Annotated in this window: 13 protein-coding genes, 1 tRNA gene and 4 pseudogenes; 9 read left to right on the top strand and 9 right to left on the bottom strand. The window is 49.2% G+C overall.

Annotation, left to right across the window (positions count from 1 at the left end; genetic code table 11):
- Window positions 1-23: 23 nt before the first annotated feature.
- Complete coding sequence (locus EH228_RS18945) at window positions 24-596, bottom strand: restriction endonuclease subunit S domain-containing protein (RefSeq protein WP_152323176.1); 573 nt, start codon at window positions 594-596, stop codon at window positions 24-26.
- A gap of 291 nt (window positions 597-887) precedes the next feature.
- Here EH228_RS18945 and EH228_RS18940 point away from each other — a divergent pair, with 291 nt between their 5' ends.
- Window positions 888-3167 (top strand): ATP-dependent nuclease, encoded by a 2280-nt coding sequence (locus EH228_RS18940; protein WP_152323175.1) that lies wholly within the window; start codon window positions 888-890, stop codon window positions 3165-3167.
- The gene (locus EH228_RS18935; RefSeq protein ID WP_152323174.1) at window positions 3164-5041 is read left to right on the top strand and encodes a UvrD-helicase domain-containing protein; all 1878 of its coding nucleotides are present in this window, start codon (window positions 3164-3166) and stop codon (window positions 5039-5041) included. Before EH228_RS18940 ends, EH228_RS18935 begins: the two co-directional genes overlap by 4 nt.
- 253 nt (window positions 5042-5294) lie before the next feature.
- Here the strand turns inward: EH228_RS18935 and EH228_RS18930 are convergent.
- Together EH228_RS18930 and EH228_RS18925 are read right to left on the bottom strand one after the other, a co-directional pair.
- Window positions 5295-6482 (bottom strand): annotated as a pseudogene (locus tag EH228_RS18930) (tyrosine-type recombinase/integrase); the annotation flags it as partial.
- 175 nt (window positions 6483-6657) lie between these two features.
- Window positions 6658-6734, bottom strand: a tRNA-Arg gene (locus tag EH228_RS18925).
- Window positions 6735-6921: 187 nt separating this feature from the next.
- Between EH228_RS18925 and folD the strand changes: the two genes are divergently transcribed.
- Both folD and ybcJ read left to right on the top strand, forming a co-directional pair.
- Window positions 6922-7788, top strand: coding sequence for a bifunctional methylenetetrahydrofolate dehydrogenase/methenyltetrahydrofolate cyclohydrolase FolD (folD, locus tag EH228_RS18920; protein WP_152323173.1), 867 nt, complete (start codon window positions 6922-6924; stop codon window positions 7786-7788).
- Window positions 7788-8000: a ribosome-associated protein YbcJ gene (ybcJ, locus tag EH228_RS18915; RefSeq protein ID WP_152323172.1), complete on the top strand. Its 213-nt coding sequence runs from the start codon at window positions 7788-7790 to the stop codon at window positions 7998-8000. Before folD ends, ybcJ begins: the two co-directional genes overlap by 1 nt.
- 29 nt (window positions 8001-8029) lie before the next feature.
- On the opposite strand, the gene EH228_RS18910 is transcribed toward ybcJ, so the two are convergent.
- From EH228_RS18910 to cysS, 4 genes are all read right to left on the bottom strand, one after another.
- Window positions 8030-8743 (bottom strand): MgtC/SapB family protein, encoded by a 714-nt coding sequence (locus EH228_RS18910; RefSeq protein ID WP_152323171.1) that lies wholly within the window; start codon window positions 8741-8743, stop codon window positions 8030-8032.
- A gap of 23 nt (window positions 8744-8766) precedes the next feature.
- On the bottom strand, window positions 8767-10002 hold the full coding sequence (locus EH228_RS18905; RefSeq protein ID WP_152323170.1) for an MFS transporter: 1236 nt from the start codon (window positions 10000-10002) through the stop codon (window positions 8767-8769).
- A complete protein-coding gene (locus tag EH228_RS18900) occupies window positions 9989-10834 on the bottom strand; it encodes an MBL fold metallo-hydrolase (RefSeq protein ID WP_152323169.1) in 846 nt (281 codons plus the stop codon). Before EH228_RS18900 ends, EH228_RS18905 begins: the two co-directional genes overlap by 14 nt.
- A 402-nt stretch (window positions 10835-11236) precedes the next feature.
- Window positions 11237-12625, bottom strand: coding sequence for a cysteine--tRNA ligase (gene cysS, locus EH228_RS18895; RefSeq protein WP_152323168.1), 1389 nt, complete (start codon window positions 12623-12625; stop codon window positions 11237-11239).
- A 233-nt stretch (window positions 12626-12858) separates the two neighbouring features.
- Here cysS and ppiB point away from each other — a divergent pair, with 233 nt between their 5' ends.
- The 5 genes and pseudogenes from ppiB to EH228_RS18870 form a co-directional block, all read left to right on the top strand.
- A complete protein-coding gene (gene ppiB, locus EH228_RS18890; protein WP_152323167.1) occupies window positions 12859-13353 on the top strand; it encodes a peptidylprolyl isomerase B in 495 nt (164 codons plus the stop codon).
- Window positions 13353-14078 (top strand): UDP-2,3-diacylglucosamine diphosphatase, encoded by a 726-nt coding sequence (gene lpxH, locus EH228_RS18885; protein WP_152323166.1) that lies wholly within the window; start codon window positions 13353-13355, stop codon window positions 14076-14078. Before ppiB ends, lpxH begins: the two co-directional genes overlap by 1 nt.
- A gap of 145 nt (window positions 14079-14223) precedes the next feature.
- Window positions 14224-14733 (top strand): 5-(carboxyamino)imidazole ribonucleotide mutase, encoded by a 510-nt coding sequence (purE, locus tag EH228_RS18880; protein ID WP_152323165.1) that lies wholly within the window; start codon window positions 14224-14226, stop codon window positions 14731-14733.
- On the top strand, window positions 14730-15797 hold the full coding sequence (gene purK / locus EH228_RS18875; RefSeq protein WP_152323164.1) for a 5-(carboxyamino)imidazole ribonucleotide synthase: 1068 nt from the start codon (window positions 14730-14732) through the stop codon (window positions 15795-15797). Before purE ends, purK begins: the two co-directional genes overlap by 4 nt.
- A gap of 94 nt (window positions 15798-15891) precedes the next feature.
- Window positions 15892-16577 (top strand): annotated as a pseudogene (locus tag EH228_RS18870) (IS6 family transposase); the annotation flags it as partial.
- Between the two features lie 39 nt (window positions 16578-16616).
- On the opposite strand, the pseudogene EH228_RS18865 reads toward EH228_RS18870, so the two are convergent.
- Window positions 16617-16880: pseudogene (locus tag EH228_RS18865) on the bottom strand (transposase); the annotation flags it as partial.
- Window positions 16881-16924: 44 nt separating this feature from the next.
- Window positions 16925-17164: pseudogene (locus EH228_RS18855) on the bottom strand (integrase core domain-containing protein); the annotation flags it as partial.
- Window positions 17165-17202 lie beyond the last annotated feature (38 nt).

The following is a 17202-nucleotide window of genomic DNA, read 5'->3' as shown; positions in this document are numbered from 1 at the left end:
ACCTAATCGGGTTACGTTTTGGGTCAAATTATATCACTGAGCTGTTTCAGGATCTGTTGTTCGTTAAGCTGGGCGATACGTTCCTGGTAATAACGCTTTTCACGTGCTGCCAGGTAAAGCCCCCCCATAGCATGTTGCTGCGCAAGGGAGGGGAGTGTAATCACAAAATTTTTTAATTCGTTAACGGCAATCCGCTGTACAACCGTCGAGCCTTGTGTGGCCTGCGCCCGCTGGCGTCGTCCTTCGCTGCTTTCGTTGAAATGCCAGACGAACCAGAAAGCGCTCAACTGCGTGGCATCAACATTCACTTTGACGTAGTTATTACCCAATATCCGTCCTGCATTCATTGGGTTCACCAGTACTGCTTTAACATGGGTCAGACTAATGACAACGTCACCCGCTTTCGTGAGCAGCACAGTATGGCCCGTTTTGACGACTTGTTCCTTGCTGTTGGCGCTTTCGCTGTAATGCCAGTCATCTGCCAGAAAGTGTTCGGTGGCATAAAAAAAGTAAGCTCTCCCGTGATCACTTTGCTGGATACGGCTGATATGGGAGCCTGCTGTAAACGTGGCGATATCCTTGTAGGTGAGCAGCATTAAAACTCCGAATAAATATAAATTACACTTGGATTGTGGGGCGTAGCATACTCATGCTGAATAGATTAAATCAAGTAATTTAAATTTATTACATGTGCTTGTGATCAATTTTTTTCTGACAGGAATAGCGTTATATAGTGCTCATATATCAGGTTGAACACTAAAAAATCATTCATAACTTCAAGTCTTAAAGCATGAGAACCCTTCATGGTCTGCTGATGGTAAATGTAAATGTTATTGAAATTAATGATTTTTATTGGCAAGGCAGTCTTTCATTAAAGGATAATGAGAATGTATTTGAGAAAGCTGGCAGTCCGTAATTTCAGAAGGCTACACGATGTTGTCATCGATCTTGCGTCAGACATTTCAATTTTCGTAGGGGCGAATAACAGCGGTAAGACTTCAGTCGGTCATGCACTTCAACTATTCACCGGTAAAGGCCGGTTCAATATTCATGACTTCAATGCAGAACTTTGGACTGACATTGTCACATTTGGAGAAGGGGCGGATGCTGTGTCGCTACCTTCACTGGAAGTTGATATTTGGTTTGAAGTAACATCGAATGATGTTCATCGTGTAGTAGATCTTCTCCCCAGCTTATCGTGGTCTGGTTCTCTAGTTGGAATGCGCGTTGCTTTTGCCCCCAGCAATCCTGAAAAAATCCGTTCGCGCTTCCTTGCAATACGCCAGCTTGCCGTCGATGCCACACCTAAAGATGAAAATGGAACTCCCAAATACGATCCTTCGCCTCGTAATCTGTGGGAATATCTTCGCGATAGCCTCAATGACGAATATGAACTCCGCTATTTTGTTCTCGATCCAACACGTTTCAATGCGGAAATGATATCTGAGGAAGGCTATGAGCCTACTCCGCTCACAGGGCGTGATCGAAGTGGTCGCGAAATACTGAACAACCTTATCCAAATCAACTTCTTGAATGCTCAGCGTCATCTTTCAGATGGTTCCGGAGGTTCCCGTTCGGAGGATCTCTCTCGTGTTCTCAGCCGTTTTTACGGACGAAACCTTGAACAAAAAGGTGAAGATTACGAAGCATTAAGTGCTTTGGCTGCGTCTGAATCAGCCTTCAACCAGCATCTTGAACGTGTTTTTGCTCCTACGCTGAAAAGTCTGGCGAAACTCGGATACCCTGGACTTTCAAACCCACGCATGATGATTCGTTCGGCCTTAGACCCAGCGCAGATCATGAACAACCAAAATGGGGCCGTTATACATTACGCGCTGGGGGTTGATGATGGTAACCCTGCCCCGCCAACATTACCCGATAGTTATAACGGACTTGGTTTTAAGAATCTGATCTTTATGGTTGTTGAATTACTCGACATCCACAATCAATGGTTAGCAATAGAAGAGAATCGACCACCCGTTCACCTGATCTTTATTGAAGAGCCAGAAGCTCATCTCCACGCACAGTTACAGCAGGCTTTTATACGCAAGATAATGGATCTCCTTGCAATGGAGAGTGAGGAGCTTATGCACTACACCACTCAAGTGGTGGTTACCTCTCATTCAACTCATATTCTTTACGAACGCGGTTTTCGGCCGATCCGTTACTTTCGGCGGAGGCGTTCATCAAATATGTCAGCAACAGATGTGCTCAACCTCTCTGTTTTTTATGATAATACTGATCCTGAAATTCGAGATTTTCTTGAGCGTTATTTGAAGCTGACCCATTGCGATTTGTTTTTTGCCGACGGGGCAGTGCTTGTAGAAGGTAATGTTGAGCGGTTACTGCTACCGCAAATGATTGCTACTGCCGCACCTAGATTAAAATCCTCTTACCTTACAGTCCTCGAGATTGGCGGTGCTTTTGGTTATCGATTCCAAAAACTAATTGAATATCTTGGGCTTACCACACTCATTATTACTGATTTAGATAGTGTGTTCTGTACACCACCAGTACAGGATGAAACAGACACTCCGGCTGCAAATGATGATGGCGAGGAGTCTGATGATGAGGAAGAACAGGCCAATACAGAAATACCAGGAAAGGCTTGTATCGCCAATCATCCTGGAGCTATGACCTCTAATCAAACACTTCGGCAGTGGTTACCGAAATGTGACACCGTTGCCGCTTTATGGGAGGCAACGGAGGAAATGAAAATACAAAGCCGCACAGCTGAGTGTGACGCTTTGGTTCGTGTTGCTTACCAGTGCCAGACAAATGTTACATGGAAAGAGGAAACACTGGCACTTGCTGGTCGTACTTTGGAGGAAGCTTTTGCGCTTGAAAATCTGTCCTGGTGTCAGGATGTGAGCTGCAAGCCACTCAAGCTACGTATTGCCAGAGCGGTAAGTATGGATCTACTGCCTCTGGCCCAGCGCATTCACAAGCGCGTGCAATCAAAAAGCTTCAGTAAAACTGATTTTGCCCTGAATTTACTTCTTAAAAAACCGGATGAATGGTCCGTCCCAACATACATTGCTGAAGGGTTGAAATGGCTTGAAGCTGAAATAGCCCCGCCGGAACTAGAAATTGCAGAAGATCAGGAAGAGGGTGTTGAAGATATGTCCGTCGATCTGGCTGAGATTGATGGTGGGAGGGTTGCATGACCAGTCGCATTGGTAGCCCTGATACACAGGCAGATCTTGATGTTCGTGCTTGTCTGGATAGCTCGCCGCCATGTTCATTTGTCATGGTGGCAGGTGCTGGCTCAGGGAAAACAACATCTCTGATTAAAGCCCTCGCACATTTGGCTGGTACTCGTGGTTCTGATTTACGTCGCGCCGGGCAAAAAATATCCTGTATTACGTATACAGAAGTAGCTGTTGGTGAGATTGCCGCTGATGTTGGTAACTCACAGTTATTTCATATTTCAACCATTCATAGCTTTCTTTGGTCGGTCATCCGACCTTTTCATTTAGATATCGCAAAGTGGGTCATAGCGCGAATACATGAAAAAATAGCTGAAAAGCAAGCCCATTATGATAGGCCCAGAACACAAGCTAAAACAAAATCCCGTCTTGAAGATGAAATTGCCTATCTCTCTGCCCAACTTGAGTGCATTGATGATGTTGATAAATTTATCTACGGGACAGGAAGTAACTATGCTAAGGGTATTTTAGGGCACGATGATATTCTTAAGCTCGTACCTGCTTGTGTTGAGGCTCATCCCCTTTTGAGAAGGATTGTCGCCAAGCGCTTTCCATTTGTTTTTGTCGATGAAAGTCAGGATACCGATCCGGATGTGATCTCTGCGCTTCGAACTATTGCTGATGACAATCCTGACATGTGCATAGGATTTTTTGGTGATCCAATGCAGAAAATCTATATGAGCGGAGCAGGTGCCGTTCCGTTAAGTGATGGGTGGTCTGAAATTACAAAACCAGAGAATTTCAGGTGTCCGACGTCTGTACTTGGTGTTATCAATTCGATTCGTGCCTCTGGGGATGGTCTCCAACAAATTCGTGGTCGAACAACTATCGTAGATGGCGTTGAACAAACTGTATCAGGCACAGTGAATCTTTTCATCTTGCCTTCAAATGTGGAACGAAGTGCCTATCTCACATCTGTCAGACGTTACCTTGCAAATGAAACTAGCGATGAACAATGGTTAAGTGATACACGCGAAGGTGATGTTCGTCTTCTTGTTTTGGTGCATCGTATGGCAGCTAATCGACTGGGGTTCCCGAATTTATTTGCTGCTCTTACTGATAAAGCACCGATGAGTTTGAGTGAAGGGGTGAACGATGGGTCAGCTTGGCCGATTCGTCCGTTTGTCCAGCATATACTTCCAATTTTTGCTGCGGCTCAGGCAAACGATCAATTTCAGATTATGTCGATTATGCGTAGCGAGTGCCCAAAGCTGGAGCCGTTACGACTGCATGGTCAAGCTATGGTGGCAGTTTTAAATGAACTACAACAAGGCATCGATGGCCTGCTTGCGTTGTTGGGAGAAGGATCGCAAGCAACAGTTCGGGATATATTGCTACATGTTAGAGACTGCAAGCTGTTACGTCTTGACGACCGCTTTGAAAATCATTTAAGTGATGAACCTGTGAATGATGGCAATGATGACTTCGAAAATGTTCAGAACTATCTAAGATGCAATGCCCATGAACTTTGGGCATACCGGCGCTACCTTTCAGAGGAATCACCTTTTGCCACTCATCATGGTGTAAAAGGTGCACAGTTCGAGCGCGTATTGGTTGTTATTGATGATGAAGAGGCTCGCTTCAGCCAATATTCGTATGGGAAATATTTTCAATACATTCCCCTTTCCGACAACGATCTAGCCAATCTTGAAGAGGGTAAAGAGTCAGTACTCGACCGTACTCGTCGCCTTTTTTATGTCTGTTGCTCCCGTGCGCTGAAAGATTTGGCCGTTGTTATCTTTGTTCCAGATGTTGCCGTCGCTCAAGCGGCAATCGTTGAGCAAAATTTATTCCCAGCATCGGTAATTCTTGGGGCGCACGATCTGGGCTAGCATGAATTATATACGGTCATTAATTGGCGAGAAATACTACGCTCATGGCCGGTTATAGCCCTGGTTTTGTTAATAAGACACCTGCACTCTAAAATTTTTCAGACATATATCATTTCCCTGAACGCAACATCATTACGGCGAATCCCTCAAGGATTCGCCTTTTTTGTTTTATTTGTCTCAGGAGATGCCATGAGAAATTGATCAATATAATTAATAAAAAATCAACTTGGGCTCGGCCCCCAAACGTCCCATGAACCACACCCCCACCGAGTTCTAAGTTGTCCACGTAATCCCCATACCACTGCAACATCTCCCTACGTTGCTCCAGATACTGCGCATGGTTGTATGTGCCACGAATGGTGTTTTTATCCACATGAGCAAGCTGTAACTCGATCCACGCAGTGTTATAGCCTTGTTCATGCAGAATAGTACTCATCGTGTGCCGGAAACCATAGCCCGTAGCCTTCCCGTGATACCCAACCCTTTTCAGTACCTGATTGATACTCGCTTCGCTCATTGGTTTCGTGATGTCGTTACGGCCTGGGAACACCAGGTTGTAACGGCCCGTCACCGCTTGGATCTCACGAAGTGATGCCACAACCTGATCGGATAAAGGGACCAAATGCGGGCGGCGCATCTTCATCCTTTCTACCGGGACTTCCCAAACACGTTTATCGAAATCAAACTCTTTCCATTCAGCCTGGCGGAGCTCGACGGTGCGAACCCCGGTCAACATCAGAATTCGAGTCGCCAGTCGGGTTATCGGGCTACCAGAGTAGGCAGCAAGAGCCTGCAAGAAATCAGGGAGTTCATCAGCTAGCAGATGGGGATAATGGGTAGACTTAGGCGCAGTTAAGGCACTTGCCAGTTCAGAGGCCGGATTAGTTTCAGCTCTGCCGGTCACTATGGCATAGCGAAATACCTGATTGCAGGCCTGGCGGATTTTACGCAGTTTATCGAGCACACCCCGCTTTTCAAGTTTACGCAGCGAACTGAGCACTTCGAGTGGTTTTATCTCAGCAATGGGACGCTTACCAATATCAGGAAATATGTCGTTCTCGAATGCTTCCATCAGATCTTCGGCATAGCCTTTCGACCAGTTAGGCCGCTTGTACTCATGCCATTCCAGGGCGATAGCCTTGAAGGTATTTTCGACATTGGCCTTTTGAGCCAATTTCTCTGCTTTCTTTTCCTCTCCAGGGTCACCGCCTAAAGCGATGATCTTCCGTGCTTCCTCTCGCTTCAAGCGAGCATCAGCCAGAGAGATATCAGGGTAAACACCGATAAAAAGCTTTTTCTCTCTCCCCAAAAAACGATACTTCAAGCGCCAGTATCTCGCCCCGTTAGGTTTCACCAACAGATACAGGCCACCACCATCGGTGAGCTTGTATTCTTTTTCTTTGGGTTTTGCAGTATCAATCTGTCGTGCATTTAGTGGCATAAAGGGGCCCCTAATTTCCATTGAACGAGATGAGCCCCCTCAAAGGCCCCCAGATACCACTTGATTTGGGTATAACTGAGTTGACTTCGATTGAACTCGGGACAGAAAAATCCAGTAACTTCAGGGAGTATAAGGGAGAAACAGAGAATTCAGTAGAGGTGTGTTGACTTGAAAATGGTACGCCCTACAGGATTCGAACCTGTGACCTACGGCTTAGAAGGCCGGTGCTCTATCCAACTGAGCTAAGGGCGCACTGGGTGTTGCGTGGGTCGAATTATACGGTGCGAATGAGTCGAGTCAACGATTTTGCAGGGCGATGTAACCTGTTGCTGCACTATTGAGCAATAACCATCGAAACTGTGCCTGACAGTTGCGTCCGCTTCTGACAAAATAGGCACCAATCCCCGTTTCAACTCAACACAGATGGATCCCCTCGCTGATGGTAGCAAAGATTATTGACGGTAAAACGATTGCGCAGCAGGTGCGCCAGGAGGTTGCGGAAAAAGTTCAGCAACGTCTGACAATCGGCAAACGAGCGCCTGGACTCGCAGTTGTACTGGTCGGTGACAATCCGGCATCGCAAATTTATGTCGGCAGCAAACGCCGGGCCTGTGAAGAAGTGGGCTTTCTCTCCCGCTCTTACGATCTGCCTGCATCCACCAGCGAAGCAGAATTGCTGGAGCTGATTGACAAGCTGAATAACGACGGTGAAATTGACGGGATCCTGGTCCAACTGCCGCTGCCTGCGGGTATCGATAATGTGAAAGTACTGGAGCGCATCTCCCCGTCGAAAGATGTTGATGGTTTTCATCCATACAATGTCGGTCGTCTGTGCCAGCGCGCGCCTAAGCTGCGTCCCTGTACCCCTCGCGGTATCGTCACCATGCTTGAGCGTTATAACATTGATACGTTCGGTCTGAATGCCGTGGTCGTGGGGGCCTCCAACATCGTTGGTCGCCCTATGAGCATGGAGCTGCTGCTGGCGGGTTGCACGACCACCGTAACCCACCGCTTCACTAAAAACCTCCGTCACCATATTGAGCATGCCGATCTCCTGGTTGTTGCCATCGGTAAACCTGGCTTTATCCCAGGTGACTGGATTAAGCCAGGGGCGATCGTTATCGATGTCGGTATTAACCGTCTGGAAAATGGCAAAGTGGTGGGAGATGTGGATTTTGCAACTGCTTCCGAGCGTGCCGCCTGGATAACCCCGGTTCCTGGTGGCGTTGGTCCGATGACCGTAGCAACACTTATCCAGAATACCCTGCAAGCCTGCGAAGAATCTCACGATGGAGTGGAAAAATAATGGCAACGTTCTCCCTGGGAAAGCATCCCCACGTTGATCTGTGCGATTTGCTGAAACTGGAAGGTTGGGCCGAAAGCGGTGGTGCGGCGAAAGATGCCATCGCCGACGGCCAGGTCAAAGTTGACGGCAAAGTGGAAACCCGCAAACGCTGCAAAATCGTTGCAGGTCAGCAGGTCAACTTTAACGGAATGTCCATAAACGTTATCAACTAAGTCGATGCCGGGAACGATCCCGGCATTTTTTACCCTTCAAAAGCCACCGCGTATACCGACTCAATACTGCTGAACATCCCATAAAGCTCATCCACTGACCGCCCTTTTCTGATCATCAGCTTCATCACCAATTCGATCTTATGATTTTTCCGGTCCCGGACGCTGACTGCATCCAGCGAGGTTTTTCCCTGCTGAACTTGCGCCATCACCAGCGGCAACGCGGCTTTGTCCACCAGGATCAATCTGACAGTTACCCTGCCCTGTAACGGCTGGATAGCCTGATGCATAAAAAGATAAGGACTGATATTGATCGCCAGTAGTAGCAGCACCGTCATTAGCAATGCATGCAAATAAAAGCTGGCACCACAGGCGATCCCTACGCCTGCTGATGCCCAAATGATTGCCGCCGTAGTCAGACCGGAGATCGCGTCATCGCGGCGATGCAGAATCACCCCAGCCCCCAGAAAACCAACACCACTGATGATCTGAGCCGCCAGACGCATGGGATCACTGCGGATATTCTCGGAGATCCCGGCGTAATACTCCGCTGACTGAATCGAAATATCGGTCATCAGTCCGCTGGCTACCGCGATAATCACACAGGTTTTAAAACCAACCGGTTTCCCTTTCGATTCCCTTTCCAGCCCAATGACGCCCCCCAGTACAAATGCCAGAGAAATTTTTGCGAGGGTCAGCCACGGATGCCCCCCAATCCCTCCGATGAATGTCATCCACTGTTCCATCTCTCAGCCTCCTGCTGATAACATCACGCGGATTCCTGAACGGCTGGAACCACTTCAACAACATCCGCCTTATCATCCCTGAACAACAGGAAGAACAGTAACGAAACCACACCGGCGACTGCAGCAGCAAACCCCCAGAAGCTGAACCATTGCGGCAACAATTCGGCCCCCTGTCCACCCACCGTCCGGTTAAACAACGTGCCACAAATAGTTGAGGCAAACAGCAACCCAAAACCATTAGAAACCATAAAGCGCAGACTTTGCGCCTGGGCTTTGATTTCCGGTTTCGCTTTACGATCGACATAGATATCTGCCGCGGTAAAAAAGAAGTCCCAGCAGAAACCCTGTAGCAGCAAGCCAGCGACAATCAATATCATGCTGCCGTTCAGCGCCACGTTAGCGAAAAGTAACGAGCGAACCACCCAGCAAACAGCCCCTGCCAGCAGGATGAACTTAAACCCTGCCCGCAGTAAGAACCAGGAGAGCAGGAACATAAAGATCACTTCGCTGGCGATCCCTATTTGCATCATGGTTGCCGCATTTTCAAATCCCAGCGCTTTGAGAAATACCGGGATATACGCGGAATAGGCCGTTTTTGGGATCATCAGAAAAAGAATACTGACCATCAGCAACGTAAAATTTCGGTCTTTAAATAACGCCAGCGCATCCAGGCAGAGTAAATCGCGTAGAGAAAAAGGCACGCTTTTCGCCTTCGGTGGCGTATTGGGAAGGGTAAAACAATACAGGCCGATAATAATACCTACACCGGAGGCGATATACCAGGTAGTCACGTCGCCAGAATACCCCATCTGGCCAATGATAAAGCCCATCGCCATAAAACCGAACGTACCGAATACGCGAATAAAGGGGAAATTTTTAACCCCGTTGATATGACTAAAACTGATACTGTTTGCCAGTGCGGTGGTGGGATAAAACAATAATCCGACCAGGAAAATCATCAACAACGTCATGCCGGTGTTCTGCGAGGTAATAAAGTACGGTACGAAAAACAACAGCGCAGCATTCACCAGATGCAACATGCCCATAATCTTCTGCGAAGCAAAAAAGCGATCCGCTACCATGCCAATCAGTAACGGCGAAAGCATCGTAGCCAGACCGAGTAAGGCATAGGACGTGCCGATAATATTTGCCATGCCATAGGTACTCAGCACCAGCCCCATCGTCATATTCCAGGCTCCCTGCATAAAGTACTGCAGGAACATCATCAGTAGCAGACGTGGCGTTTTAATGGCGGTCATGGCATCCTCCTTCGGCAAGGTTGATAACCAACCCATCCCAGGCTACGGTCAGATTTTTGCCTGCGCAGGCCGCTTCCAGTTCAGCATGCAGTAAACCACCGGTATGGGACAGATGCGAAAGCGCCATCTGACTGCCCGGATGCAAGCATCCAATTGTTTGTAAACGCTCCTGTACCGCAAAAACGGTAGCCAGATTCATATGGTTATCACTGCGTATAACGCCATGTTGACCATAGGTGCATTCCACGATCACACCATCGAGCCTTTTCCCTTCCAGCCACAGCCAGGTCAGTTCGGGATACCAACCGGAGTCATGGCCATACAACAGGCTGACGCCTTCCTTTTCAATCAGATAGAGGAAGCAGGTTTCCCATTTAGCATGATTTGCCAACAGCGGCGTAATGCGATATTCCCCGCTTTCAACGGAGACAAAAGGGATTAAGCGATGGAAAATGAATCGTGCGTCGCTGTAGCCAGGTAAAACGTCCATACAACCATTAATGGCCCGATCGTTACCCCAAATATGTAAAGGATTATCGATAGTCAGCCCATAACCTTCCATACGGGCATAGAGATCGCCAACATTGAAATGATCGGGGTGGGTATGGGTGACCAATAAATCAGTAATGCCACACGCATCCAATCCCTCACGCAGCAGTTGCTGACTAAACTCCGGTGCTATATCAATTAACATCACATCATCGATCAATACAGAAGAGCGGCTTCGCTGATCTTTCCCCGGATGAGATCTGACTTTTTGGCAGTAATCACAGCGACAAAAGGGGTTCGGGATACCTTCAGAGGCAGCCGATCCCAGAAATTGTATTTTCATCATCATTCCTTTGTAGGTCAGGTTAATTGTCCTTGTTATGGCTGCCAGAATGGGTATGTTCTGGTAACTTTAGGAACGATGATGATGAGGAGTGTGATGATGATAAACAATCTAATTAGTTAAATTTAGTGGATAACATCAAAGTATTTTTCTGCAATTCCATAAAATTTATTTTCAAGATCTATTCTCGATCGCAAAAAGAAAAAATATATCCATCAGGAAGGTTCGTTTAATCGTTATTACTTCTTATAACAGGAAGCGATAATTAACTGAATGATTTAATCGTTCTACTATTTTTAATAAATTTTATTTTACTGGCAACCTCTCTCAACATATTTTCACCTAATACTAAAAGCATTACGCCCCCAATTAAGGAGGCATAAAGGGATTAAAGGAAAATACTTACTTACGGCGCCAGGTTGTACCCTGTGGGCCATCTTCCAAAATAATACCCAGCGCGTTTAACTTGTCGCGCGCCACATCAGCCTGCGCCCAGTTCTTCTCTTTACGTGCATCGTTACGCATTTTAATCAATGCTTCAATTTCAGCGACTTCATCATCGTTACCCTGCGCACCACTTTGTAAGAACAGCTCAGGATCCTGCTCCAGCAGCCCCAGCACACCCGCCAGTTGACGCAGCTTCGCGGCCAAACCATCCGCCGTTGTCGTGTCTTCCGCCTTCAATCGATTCACTTCGCGCGCCATATCGAACAGGACTGAATAGGCCTCTGGCGTGTTGAAATCGTCGTCCATCGCCTCACGAAAGCGGGCTTCAAAGACTTCACCTCCCACCGCGGCAGCAGAAGCATCGGTATTGCGTAGCGCGGTGTAGAGACGCTCCAGCGCGGCACGCGCCTGCTTCAGATTATCTTCGCCATAATTCAACTGGCTGCGATAATGGCCTGACATCAGGAAGTAACGCACCGTTTCAGCATCGTAATGCGCCAACACGTCACGCACGGTAAAGAAGTTATTCAGCGATTTGGACATTTTCTCGCGATCAACCATCACCATGCCAGAATGCATCCAATAGTTAACGTACGGGCCGTCGTGCGCACAGGACGACTGAGCGATTTCGTTTTCATGGTGTGGAAACATCAAGTCAGATCCCCCGCCGTGAATATCAAAATGCTCGCCCAGTTGCTTACAGTTCATGGCGGAACACTCAATGTGCCATCCCGGACGACCAGCCCCCCATGGAGAGGGCCAGCTTGGCTCATCGGGTTTCGACATTTTCCACAGCACAAAGTCCATCGGATTACGCTTCACATCTGCCGCCACTTCCACACGCGCACCAGCTTGCAACTGTGCCAGATCCTGGCGGGAAAGCAGGCCGTAATCCGGATCACTTTCTACGGAAAACATCACGTCGCCATTGCTGGCAACATAGGCATGACCACGGTCAAGCAATCTGGCGACCAGCGCGATAATTTCAGCAATATGACGCGTCGCTCGCGGTTCCTGATCTGGTGGCAGGATATTCAGCGCCGCAAAATCAGCGTGCATCTCAGCAATCATCCGCCCGGTCAGATCGTCTACCGTTTCACCATTTTCATTAGCCCGTTTGATAATTTTGTCATCAATATCAGTGATATTACGCACGTACTTCAGCGAATATCCCAGATAACGCAGGTAACGAGCCACCACGTCGAAAGCCACAAAAGTTCGTCCATGACCAATATGGCACAAGTCATAAACGGTAATGCCGCACACGTACATACCGATTTGTTCGGCGTGGATCGGTTTAAATTCCTCTTTTTGGCGACTCAGGGTGTTGAAAATCTTAAGCATTGAGACATTCCGTTTTTTTAGCGTGTACGGGGTATATTACCGGTGAAAGCCATATTCTGACGTATTGTTAGCACAAGCGCTACGCAAAACAAGACCATACTCATTTCCGTTTATGCGGCAATGCTGACTCATCATCACATTTTGTGATATAAAAGCCGTCTGTTAAAAGCGAGCTGACGCCTGTGGCGACCTCTGCTTACCGTTAACCACTTCAACCTTTACAGGATGAAAACATGGTCACTTTCCAGACTAATCATGGCGATATCGTCATCAAAACCTTTGATGACAAAGCGCCTGCCACTGTTAAAAACTTCCTGGATTACTGCCGCGAAGGCTTTTACGACAACACAATTTTCCACCGTGTCATCAACGGCTTTATGATCCAGGGCGGCGGTTTTGAACCCGGCATGCGGCAGAAAAGTACCAAAGCAGAAATCCGTAACGAAGCAAACAATGGCCTGAAAAACACCAAAGGCACCCTGGCGATGGCCCGTACTCAGGCGCCTCACTCAGCAACGGCTCAGTTTTTTATCAACGTGGCTGACAACGATTTCCTCAATTTCCGTGACGAAAGCTTGCAAGGCTGGGGTTACTGTGTTTTTGCTGAAGTGGTGGAAGGCATGGATGTGGTTGAAAAAATCAAAGCCGTTCCTACCGGGCGCAGTGGTATGCACCAGGATGTACCGAAAGATGATGTGGTGATCCAGAAAGTCATTATCAGCGAATAATGCCTCACTCGCTATTCATCGCCGATTTACATCTGTGCGAAGAAGAACCGGCAATCACTGCCGGTTTTCTTGCTTTTTTAAAGCGTGATGCACGCCAGGCCGAGGCACTGTATATCCTGGGCGACCTGTTTGAAGCATGGATTGGCGATGATGACCCCGCGCCATTGCATGCTGAAATTGCCGCCGAACTGCGTACATTAACCCGTTCGGGTACGCCCTGCTATTTTATCCACGGCAATCGTGATTTTCTGGTTGGCAAACGTTTTGCCCAGTCCTGCGGCATGACATTATTGCCGGAAGAAAAGCGACTGGAGCTTTACGGCAAGCGTATTCTGATTATGCATGGTGACACGCTGTGTACCGATGATAAAGGCTATCAGCGCTTTCGTCATCGCGTACATCAACCCTGGCTACAAACCCTGTTCCTCGCTTTACCGCTGTTTATCCGCAAACACATCGCCGCGAGAATGCGGGCCGGGAGCAAACAAGCCAACAGCAGCAAAGATATGACCATCATGGACGTCAATGCCGACGCAGTGAAACAAGCCATGTCACGCCATCATGTCCGCTGTCTGATCCATGGTCATACTCATCGTCCAGCCGTTCATCCGTTGACGATAAATGGCGAATCCGCAGAACGCCTGGTTCTGGGAGCCTGGCATACGCAAGGCTCAATGATCCGCGTGAGCGAGAACGAAACCGTACTGATATTCTTCCCATTCTGACGTTAAAAAATGCCGCTTATCCTCTCCTGACGCCTACGCAACCGTTTTCCTTGCTGTGGAGTCATGGTATTCTCTCAGCCCTTCCCATCTGACTGTCCGAGCTGCTTTCAGATGACGTTTGTACTATCACAGGAGTCAGACCCGCATGTCATCCAACGCCGTACCGGCCCGCATTGCTATTGTCATGGGTTCCAAAAGTGACTGGGCCACCATGCAATTTGCCGCGGAAATCCTCACCCGTCTGGCTGTGCCATTCCATTGCGAAGTGGTTTCAGCGCACCGTACGCCGGACAAGCTGTTCAGTTTTGCCGAACAGGCCGCGGATAACGGTTTTCAGGTGATTATTGCGGGCGCAGGCGGAGCCGCCCATCTCCCAGGCATGCTGGCCGCCAAAACGCTGGTGCCGGTATTGGGCGTACCGGTGCAGAGCGCCGCACTGAACGGGGTGGACAGCCTCTATTCCATTGTGCAGATGCCGCGCGGAATCCCGGTCGGGACCCTGGCGATTGGCAAAGCCGGTGCGGCTAACGCGGCATTACTGGCGGCCCAGATTCTGGCGTTGCATGATACTGAACTGGCCTCACGCCTTTCCGCCTGGCGTCAAAGTCAGACTGATGAGGTGCTGAACACCCCGGATCCGCGGGAGGACGCATGAAGCCAGTTTGCGTATTAGGAAACGGTCAGTTGGGCCGGATGCTCCGCCAGGCTGGCGAGCCATTAGGTATCGCAGTTTATCCTGTTGGGCTGGACGCAGAACCGGAAGCATTGCCGATCCATCAAAGCGTGATCACCGCTGAAATTGAACGCTGGCCAGAAACCGCCCTGACGCGCGAACTGGCCAGCCACCCGGCTTTTGTTAACCGTGATATTTTCCCTCGTCTGGCCGACCGCCTGACACAAAAACAACTGCTGGATCAGTTGGGGCTGGCGACTGCGCCATGGCAGTTGCTGGCGACGGCCAGTGAATGGCCGCACGTGTTTGCTTCACTGGGAGAACTGGCTATCGTTAAACGCCGCACCGGGGGGTATGATGGCCGTGGACAGTGGCGTCTGCTCGCGGGTGAGACCGCCACGTTGCCAGACGACTGCTATGGCGAGTGCATCGTCGAACAGGGGATCAATTTCGCTGGTGAAATGTCGCTGGTGGGTGCTCGTGGGTACGATGGCAACACCGTATTCTACCCGCTGACCCATAACCTGCACCAGGACGGTATTCTCCGTACCAGCGTGGTACTGCCTCAGCCAGATACAGCCCGTCAGCAGCAGGCTGAAGCAATGTTGTCAGCCATCATGAATGAGCTTAACTATGTCGGCGTGATGGCGATGGAGTGTTTTGTGGTCGCAGAAGGTTTACTGATTAATGAACTGGCGCCGCGCGTACACAACAGCGGACACTGGACGCAAAACGGCGCGTCCATCAGCCAGTTTGAACTGCATCTGCGCGCGATCCTGGATCTTCCGCTGCCGCAACCGGTAGTGAGTACTCCGTCAGTGATGGTGAATCTGATCGGCACCGCGCTGAATACTGGCTGGCTGAACCAACCGTTGGTCCATCTACACTGGTACGAAAAAGCCGTGCGTCCGGGCCGTAAAGTGGGGCATCTCAACCTGTCGGATGTGAGCACCGACTCGCTCCAGCAGGCCCTGCACTCCCTGGCTCCGCTGTTACCTGCAGACTACGCCAGCGGGATTGCCTGGGCCATCGACAAGCTACAATAATCGATCCAGTACGGCTGCCTGGCCAATTTGTCGGTTCTGTCGCATTAAGCGGCTCATCAGGTAACATGCTGTTTTTTTGTGATGTTGCCTGCCCATGTCCCTGACCAGAAAAGCCTTCAAACGCCTGCATGATCCCGCTGATGTAATAGCCCAGTGTGTCCGCTGGTACCTGGCGTACTCACTCAGCCTGCGAAATCTGGAAGAGATGATGGCAGAGCGTGGCGTGGTGCCTGGCCATGCCACACTTCATCGCTGGGTTATTCGTCTTGTCCCACTGCTGGATAAGGCGTTCCGTCGGCATAAACGTTCCATGGCCACCGATGGCGAATGGATGAAACGGACATCAGGGTGAGAGGCAAGTGGCAATACCTGTATCGGGCAGTAGACAGCGAAGGCCAGACCCTCGACTTTCTGCTGACGGCGAAGCGTGATGCCGCACCTGCCCTGCGCTTCTTTCGTAAGGCCATCCGCCATCACAGCTGGCGAGAAGTAGTGACCATAGACAAAAGTGGAGCGAATACAGCAGCACTCGCGGTGCTTAACGCCGACAGAGAAGACGATGAGCGCATTAAGGTCAGGCAGAGTAAGTATCTGAACAATTTGATTGAGCAGGATCACCGGAATATCAAACGCCGAATACGGCTGATGCTGGGATTTAAGTCGTTCCGCCGGGCACAGGCCATTCTGGTCGGCATTGAACTGATTCACATGATACGTAAAGGGCAGTACGGGCATCCGGGCGGGGAGGGTCTGTCTCCTGCAGAACAGTTTTACCTGTTAACAGTGACCCTGTTTACTATTTTGTGTAAACGCCTTTTCTCAGAAGTGACCATCCGGGCGGTCACCGAACTCGATAATAAAACGGCTCATTGCTAATCGCCAGTTCGACAACGGCATGGTCCATTTCTGGGACGCCGCCTGGATCGCCAGCCACACCACTTTTTTCACGGCATCGTCTGTTGGGAACACTTTACGTTTTTTGGTCGCATGGCGGATCACGCTGTTCAGCGACTCAATGGCATTGGTCGTGTAGATCACTTTGCGGATGTCCGCTGGCCACGCGAAGAATGTTGCCAGATTTGACCTGAACCGCACCGGTTTTTTTGGAGAGTATTAAGTCCGGAAGCTCAGGCTGCCAGAGCATTATTTGCACTTGAAGCATAATAAGCTTTTTCGGCTTCTACCGGCGGTATGTATCCTGGCCGTTCAAGTAACCTTCGATTGTTGAACCAGTCCACCCACGCCAGTGTCGCAAGCTCCACTTCTGCGTGGTTTTTCCAGCTCTTACGGTGTATGACTTCCGCTTTGTAAAGGCCATTGATACTCTCGGCCAGCGCATTATCGTAAGAGTCAGGGCTGGAGCATACTTTGTTAAATTTCTTTAACAAAACCAAACATCATCAAT

Source organism: Erwinia endophytica, assembly GCF_009295515.1.
In the GTDB taxonomy this organism is placed as follows: domain Bacteria; phylum Pseudomonadota; class Gammaproteobacteria; order Enterobacterales; family Enterobacteriaceae; genus Erwinia; species Erwinia endophytica.
Note: the sequence above shows the minus strand (reverse complement) of the source record. Positions and strands in the feature narration are given on the sequence as shown.

Coding starts and splice junctions, on each gene's coding strand:
- purE (WP_152323165.1), top strand. CDS start 14,224: ATGTCATCCAACGCCGTACCGGCCCGCATTGCTATTGTCATGGGTTCC.
- folD (WP_152323173.1), top strand. CDS start 6,922: ATGGTAGCAAAGATTATTGACGGTAAAACGATTGCGCAGCAGGTGCGC.
- EH228_RS18900 (WP_152323169.1), bottom strand. CDS start 10,834: ATGAAAATACAATTTCTGGGATCGGCTGCCTCTGAAGGTATCCCGAAC.
- EH228_RS18940 (WP_152323175.1), top strand. CDS start 888: ATGTATTTGAGAAAGCTGGCAGTCCGTAATTTCAGAAGGCTACACGAT.
- ppiB (WP_152323167.1), top strand. CDS start 12,859: ATGGTCACTTTCCAGACTAATCATGGCGATATCGTCATCAAAACCTTT.
- EH228_RS18935 (WP_152323174.1), top strand. CDS start 3,164: ATGACCAGTCGCATTGGTAGCCCTGATACACAGGCAGATCTTGATGTT.
- EH228_RS18945 (WP_152323176.1), bottom strand. CDS start 596: ATGCTGCTCACCTACAAGGATATCGCCACGTTTACAGCAGGCTCCCAT.
- purK (WP_152323164.1), top strand. CDS start 14,730: ATGAAGCCAGTTTGCGTATTAGGAAACGGTCAGTTGGGCCGGATGCTC.
- cysS (WP_152323168.1), bottom strand. CDS start 12,625: ATGCTTAAGATTTTCAACACCCTGAGTCGCCAAAAAGAGGAATTTAAA.
- EH228_RS18905 (WP_152323170.1), bottom strand. CDS start 10,002: ATGACCGCCATTAAAACGCCACGTCTGCTACTGATGATGTTCCTGCAG.
- lpxH (WP_152323166.1), top strand. CDS start 13,353: ATGCCTCACTCGCTATTCATCGCCGATTTACATCTGTGCGAAGAAGAA.
- ybcJ (WP_152323172.1), top strand. CDS start 7,788: ATGGCAACGTTCTCCCTGGGAAAGCATCCCCACGTTGATCTGTGCGAT.
- EH228_RS18910 (WP_152323171.1), bottom strand. CDS start 8,743: ATGGAACAGTGGATGACATTCATCGGAGGGATTGGGGGGCATCCGTGG.